We start from the raw sequence: 5,635 nt of genomic DNA on the forward strand, positions 1-5,635 counted from the left end.
CCGAGCGAGGCGGTACCGGAGTCGGTCTCGATGAGCCCCGCGTCCACATCGCGCTCGGCCTCGCCGATCGAGAGGGTGACGGTACCGGTCTCGCCGGTCGCCTCATCGGCGTCGGAGTCGTTGTTCGTCGCATCGGCGGCGTCGCCGCTCGCAGTGGTGAACTCATACCCGTCGGGCGCGGTGAAGCGGACGCGGTAGTCGTCGGCATCCAGGTTGTCGAAGAGATACCCGCCATTCGCATCGGTCGTCGTGGTGCCGAGCACGGCGCCGCCCGCGCCGAGCAGCTCGACCGTGACACCCGCCGCGCCGGATTCACCGTTGTTGAGTTCGCCGTCCCCATCCGTGTCGATCCAGACGGTATCGCCCAGCGAGGCGGTACCGGAGCCGGTCTCGACGAGCCCCGCGTCCACATCGCGCTCGGCCTCGCCGATCGAGAGGGTGACAGTGCCCGTTTCGCCGGTCGCCTCATCGGCGTCGGAGTCGTTGTTCGCCGCGTCGGCGTCGTCGCCGCTCGCGGTGGTGAACTCATACCCGTCGGGCGCGGTGAAGCGGACGGCATAGACGCCGGCATCGAGGTCCTCGAAGATATAACCGCCTGCGGCGTTGGTCGTCGTGTTGAGAACCACGTTGCCGGTGCTGTCGAGCAACCCGACCAACATGCCTTCCGCGCCGCTCTCGCCGTTGTTGAGCAGTCCGTCGCCGTTCGTGTCATACCAGACGGTGTCGCCGATCGAGGCGTCGCCGCTGTCGGTCTCGACGAGCCCCGCGTCGATCTTCTTCTGGCGCTCGCTTTCGCTCAGCTTGATGACACCGGTGATGCCGGTCGAGGTATTTGCGTCGGAGTCGTTGTTCGCCGCCTCCGGACCGACCGTGGAGCGCTTGGTGAACTCGGTACCGTCAGGTGCGATGAACTTCACGCGATAGTTGCCCGCCGGCAGGTCGTCGAAGAGATACTTGCCGCTCGCACTCGTCGTCGTGCTCTCGATGAGCTTGCCGCCGGAGGTCAGCAGCTGGACCGTGACGCCGGCGACGCCCGCCTCGCCCGAGTCGCGCCGCCCGTCGCCGTCCGTGTCGAGGAAAACCGTGTCGCCGATCGAGGCGTCGCAGGGATCGCCCTTCACAAGGCCCGCGTCGACCTTCGTCTGCTTCTCGCCCTTGCTCAGCTTGACGGTGTAGGTGTTGCCCGACGATGTGGCATCGGAATCCTTGCCCGATTTCTCGGGATTCGAGGTGGAGCGCTTCGTGAATTCGTGCCCGTCCGGGGCGGTGAACTTGACCTTGTAGGAACCGGGCTTCAGGTCGTCGAAGAGATACTTGCCGTTGGCATCGGTCTTGGTCGTCGCAAGCGTCTTGCCGCCAGTGCTGAGCAGCTTGACCGTGACACCGGCGACGCCCGCTTCGCCGCGGTCCTGGATGCCGTCGCCGTCCTTGTCGAACCAGACCCTGTCGCCGATCGAGCCCTTGTCCTTGGATTTCTCGTTCTTGTCGCGGACCTCGATCCGAATGTTTTCTCGCTCGGGCTCGCGGATCTTCCGGTCGGAATCGCGGATCAGGGTGACGTTGTAGACGTTGTCCCGTCCGCTGTCGCGGGGCGTCTCGAAGTCAGGCGCGGATTTGAACTTCAGCCTGCCGCTGCCATCGACGGTGAACAGCCTCGCATCCTTGCCCGCGAGCTTGTAGGTCACTTTCGCGCTGGAGTCGAAATCCTTCACGAAAACCTGGTTTTCGTAAATCTTGATGGTGCGGGTCGGTGTTTTCGAGCCGTTCCTGGACATACATCATCCCTGTCTTTAAGCAAAGTCTGATCGCAGCGCGGTGTGCGCAGTGGGATTGACCAATTCTCTTGGGTTTTTATTCTTACTGCTTTCGTCATAGATTCTCTTTCGCGACATCGGCAACTGAATTCGTGCGCGGATCGGGAGCGACAATCCGTCGCCCCCCGCGCTATCGCGGCTCAGATCGGAACGAGCGTCATGAACATGGGCGGCTCGGGATCGTGTCCGATCGCTGCCCCATCCAGCGCGTCCGTCGCGAGCGTGTGGGGCGTGGCATGCCGGGGCCGAGGCCCGAAATCGGCCGGCCGGGTCACGATCCTCCGGCCAGAAAGGCTCCCACCTCGCGCTGAAACCTCGGCCAGCCGGGATCGTCCTCCAGGATCAGGTGATTGCGCCCGTCCAGCCCGACGAAACGCGCGGCGGAAATGTGCGTCGCAAGGAACCGGCCCTCCGCGAAAGGCTGCACCGCGTCGTCGCGGCAATGCAGGATCAGGGTGGGCACGCGGACGCTCGGCAACAGGTCGACCACATCCATGCGGTCGGAGACGAGGCGCAGCCGGACCGCGTTCTCGGCGGAGGTCGTCTTGCGCTGGAGCTCGTTGAACCAGTCCATCTGCTCGGGCGTGCCGCCGGGAACGAAGAGCGAGGTGAAGACCTGCCGGAAGGCCGGGTTGTCCTGACCCCAGCCGGTCCGCATCAGCGTCAGCATCGCTTCCCCCTGTTCGATGTCGATGGCGGAGCCCCGCAGGTGCCGTCCGCGCGCGAAACCGCCGTAGAGGACGAGCTTGCTGACCCGTTCCGGGTGCTTCACGGCATAGGCGATCGAGAAGGCGCATCCCTGCGACGCGCCGAAGAGGGCGAAGCGGTCGAGCCCCGCCGCGTCGACCACGGCCTCGAGATCGCGGACGAACGCATCGAACGAGATCTCCGGCACCTCCCAGTCCGAGAGGCCATTGCCCCGCGCGTCGTAGCGGACCAGCGTGCGCCCGCGCGCCAGCCAGTGGAGCACGTGGCTCCAGACCGGGCTCTCCCAGTCGTATTCGATGTGGTTGAGCCAGTTGCCGGTCTTCACGATCGGAGGCCCGTCGCCGACGCGCGACCAGGCGAGGCGGACACCGTCGCTGGTCTCGCAGAACCGGACCTCCTGGCGCGGCGGCGTCCGCGGGACCGGTATCGGCGCGTCGGTCGCGACGGCCTCTCCGACGAAGCGGTACCCGCGGCGCGAAACGGTCCTGATGAGCTTCTGCTCGCCGCCGGTGTCGCCGATCGCGACGCGCGCCGCGCTGACGCGGCTGGTCAGCGTCGAGAGCGACACGATGCGCCCGCGCCAGACCGTCTCGAAAAGCTCGTCGACGCCCACGACCCGATCCTGGTTGCGGATGAGATAGGCGAGCACCTCGAAAACCTGCGGCTCGACCGGCACCCGAACGCCGTTCCGCAGCAGTTCCAGCCGTTCCAGGTCGAGAACGCAGTCGCGAAATCGCAGCCGCACGGGCGTTAACCTCCGCTGGACAAGGGGGGCTCAGGACAATCTGGAGCGAAACTCAAGTGCGCCTCGAAGACTCCGGACCTCGACGCGGGCAGACTCGACGACAATTGTAAGAGTAAAGCGATTCGACAGAGGCACAAAGTTCCGCCTCGATCTTTGGCTCGGATGCGCGGCCCACAAGTTCCGGGCCGCGTGTCCAGTCCACCCCCCAACCGACCCGGGAACAGCACCGTGAACCGCCGCGGGCGATTTTTCTGTCCGGGCGGTGAACCGGTCGGGCGCGCGTTGCGACAAACCTCACGCGACACCGGACCAGCAGGCTTCCCGGCGGGTCGCGAACTTTGTTGGAGACATTTGGATGGCTACGATTATTGGCAACCCCTCGAGTGAAATCATCTTCGGCACCGGAGCCGCCGATTCGATCGACGCCCGCGGGGGCGACGACACCGTCCGCGGGCGAGGCGGCGACGACACCGTACTCGGCGGGGCGGGGGATGACGTCCTCCGCGGCAACGCCGGCAACGATGTGCTGATCGGCAACATCGGCGCCGACACGATGAGCAGCGGCGGCGGTGATGACCGGATGATCTGGAACAACGGCGACGGCTCGGACCGCATGAACGGGGGCGGGGGGCTCGACACCGTCGAGGTCAACGGCTCCACCACCGATGGCGACGATTTCACCATCGCGGCCAACGGCGCCCGCGTGGACTTCGACCGCGTCAACCTCATCCCGTTCAGCCTCGACATCGGCACGACCGAGGTTCTGGAGGTCAACGGCGGCGGCGGGAACGACTCGATCACCGGTGGCGCGGGTCTCGCCGGTCTGATCGCGCTCGAACTGAGCGGCGGCGCGGGCGACGACCAGATCACCGGCGGCGACGGCGACGATGTGCTGAACGGCGACGGCGGCGACGATGTACTCGTCGGCTTCCGCGGCGCCGACACGATGCGCGGCGGTGGCGGCGACGACCGGATGATCTGGAACAACGGCGACGGCTCGGACCGCATGAACGGCGGTGGTGGGCTCGACACCGTCGAGGTCAACGGCTCCACCACCGATGGCGACGATTTCACCATCGCGGCCAACGGCGCGCGCGTCGATTTCGACCGCGTCAACCTCATCCCGTTCAGCCTCGACATCGGCACGACCGAGGTTCTGGAGGTCAACGGCGGCGGCGGGAACGACTCGATCACCGGTGGCGCGGGTCTCGCCGGTCTGATCGCGCTCGAACTGAGCGGCGGCGCGGGCGACGACCAGATCACCGGCGGCGACGGCGACGATGTGCTGAACGGCGACGGCGGCGACGATGTACTCGTCGGCTTCCGCGGCGCCGACACGATGCGCGGCGGTGGCGGCGACGACCGGATGATCTGGAACAACGGCGACGGCTCGGACCGCATGAACGGCGGTGGTGGGCTCGACACCGTCGAGGTCAACGGCTCCACCACCGATGGCGACGATTTCACCATCGCGGCCAACGGCGCGCGCGTCGATTTCGACCGCGTCAACCTCATCCCGTTCAGCCTCGACATCGGCACGACCGAGGTTCTGGAGGTCAACGGCGGCGGCGGGAACGACTCGATCACCGGTGGCGCGGGTCTCGCCGGTCTGATCGCGCTCGAACTGAGCGGCGGCGCGGGCGACGACCAGATCACCGGCGGCGACGGCGACGATGTGCTGAACGGCGACGGCGGCGACGATGTACTCGTCGGCTTCCGCGGTGCCGATACGATGCGTGGCGGGGGCGGTGACGACCGGATGATCTGGAACAACGGCGACGGCTCGGACCGCATGAACGGCGGCGGCGGCTCCGACACCGTCGAGGTCAACGGCTCCACCAACGATGGCGACGATTTCACCATCGCGGCCAACGGCGCGCGCGTCGATTTTGATCGCGTCAACCTCATCCCGTTCAGCCTCGACATCGGCACGACCGAAGTGCTCGAGGTCAACGGCGGCGGCGGCAACGACTCGATCACCGGCGACAACGGACTCGACGGCCTGATCGCGCTCGAACTCGACGGCGGCGCCGGGCGGGACGTGCTGGAGGGCGGGGACGGCGACGACCTGCTGACCGGCGGAAACGGAAGCGACACCTTTGTCTTCGGCCGGGGCAGGGACACGATCACCGACTTCCAGAACGGTCAGGACAAGATCGAGTTCCAGGGGTTCGCCTGGCTCGACAACTTCGGCGAGTTGGCCGGCCGCATCCAGGACCTCGGCGACGACGTGAAGATCGAGCTCGGAGTGAACGACCTCATCATCGAGAACGTCGCCCCGACGATCTTCGACGCGGGCGACTTCATCTTCTGAGCAACGCACCGGTCCGAGCAGCGCATCGGGCCGGCCCTCCCCACCGGCACGCCA

The 5,635-nt window shown here is 66.6% G+C and carries 3 protein-coding genes; 1 reads left to right on the top strand and 2 read right to left on the bottom strand.

The annotated features are described in order from the left end of the window. Together ACLJK8_RS21855 and ACLJK8_RS21860 are read right to left on the bottom strand one after the other, a co-directional pair. Nucleotides 1–1,775, bottom strand: a 1,775-nt coding sequence (locus tag ACLJK8_RS21855; protein ID WP_413152546.1) for an SdrD B-like domain-containing protein, incomplete at its 3' end; no start/stop codon positions are given. A 310-nt stretch (nucleotides 1,776–2,085) separates the two neighbouring features. Further along, the gene (locus ACLJK8_RS21860) at nucleotides 2,086–3,267 is read right to left on the bottom strand and encodes an alpha/beta fold hydrolase (RefSeq protein WP_413152547.1); all 1,182 of its coding nucleotides are present in this window, start codon (nucleotides 3,265–3,267) and stop codon (nucleotides 2,086–2,088) included. A gap of 355 nt (nucleotides 3,268–3,622) precedes the next feature. Here ACLJK8_RS21860 and ACLJK8_RS21865 point away from each other — a divergent pair, with 355 nt between their 5' ends. Next, nucleotides 3,623–5,581, top strand: coding sequence for a calcium-binding protein (locus tag ACLJK8_RS21865; protein ID WP_413152548.1), 1,959 nt, complete (start codon nucleotides 3,623–3,625; stop codon nucleotides 5,579–5,581). Nucleotides 5,582–5,635: the final 54 nt, after the last annotated feature.

Origin of the sequence: Amaricoccus sp. W119 (genome assembly GCF_047275745.1) — a bacterium.
Lineage (GTDB): Bacteria > Pseudomonadota > Alphaproteobacteria > Rhodobacterales > Rhodobacteraceae > Amaricoccus.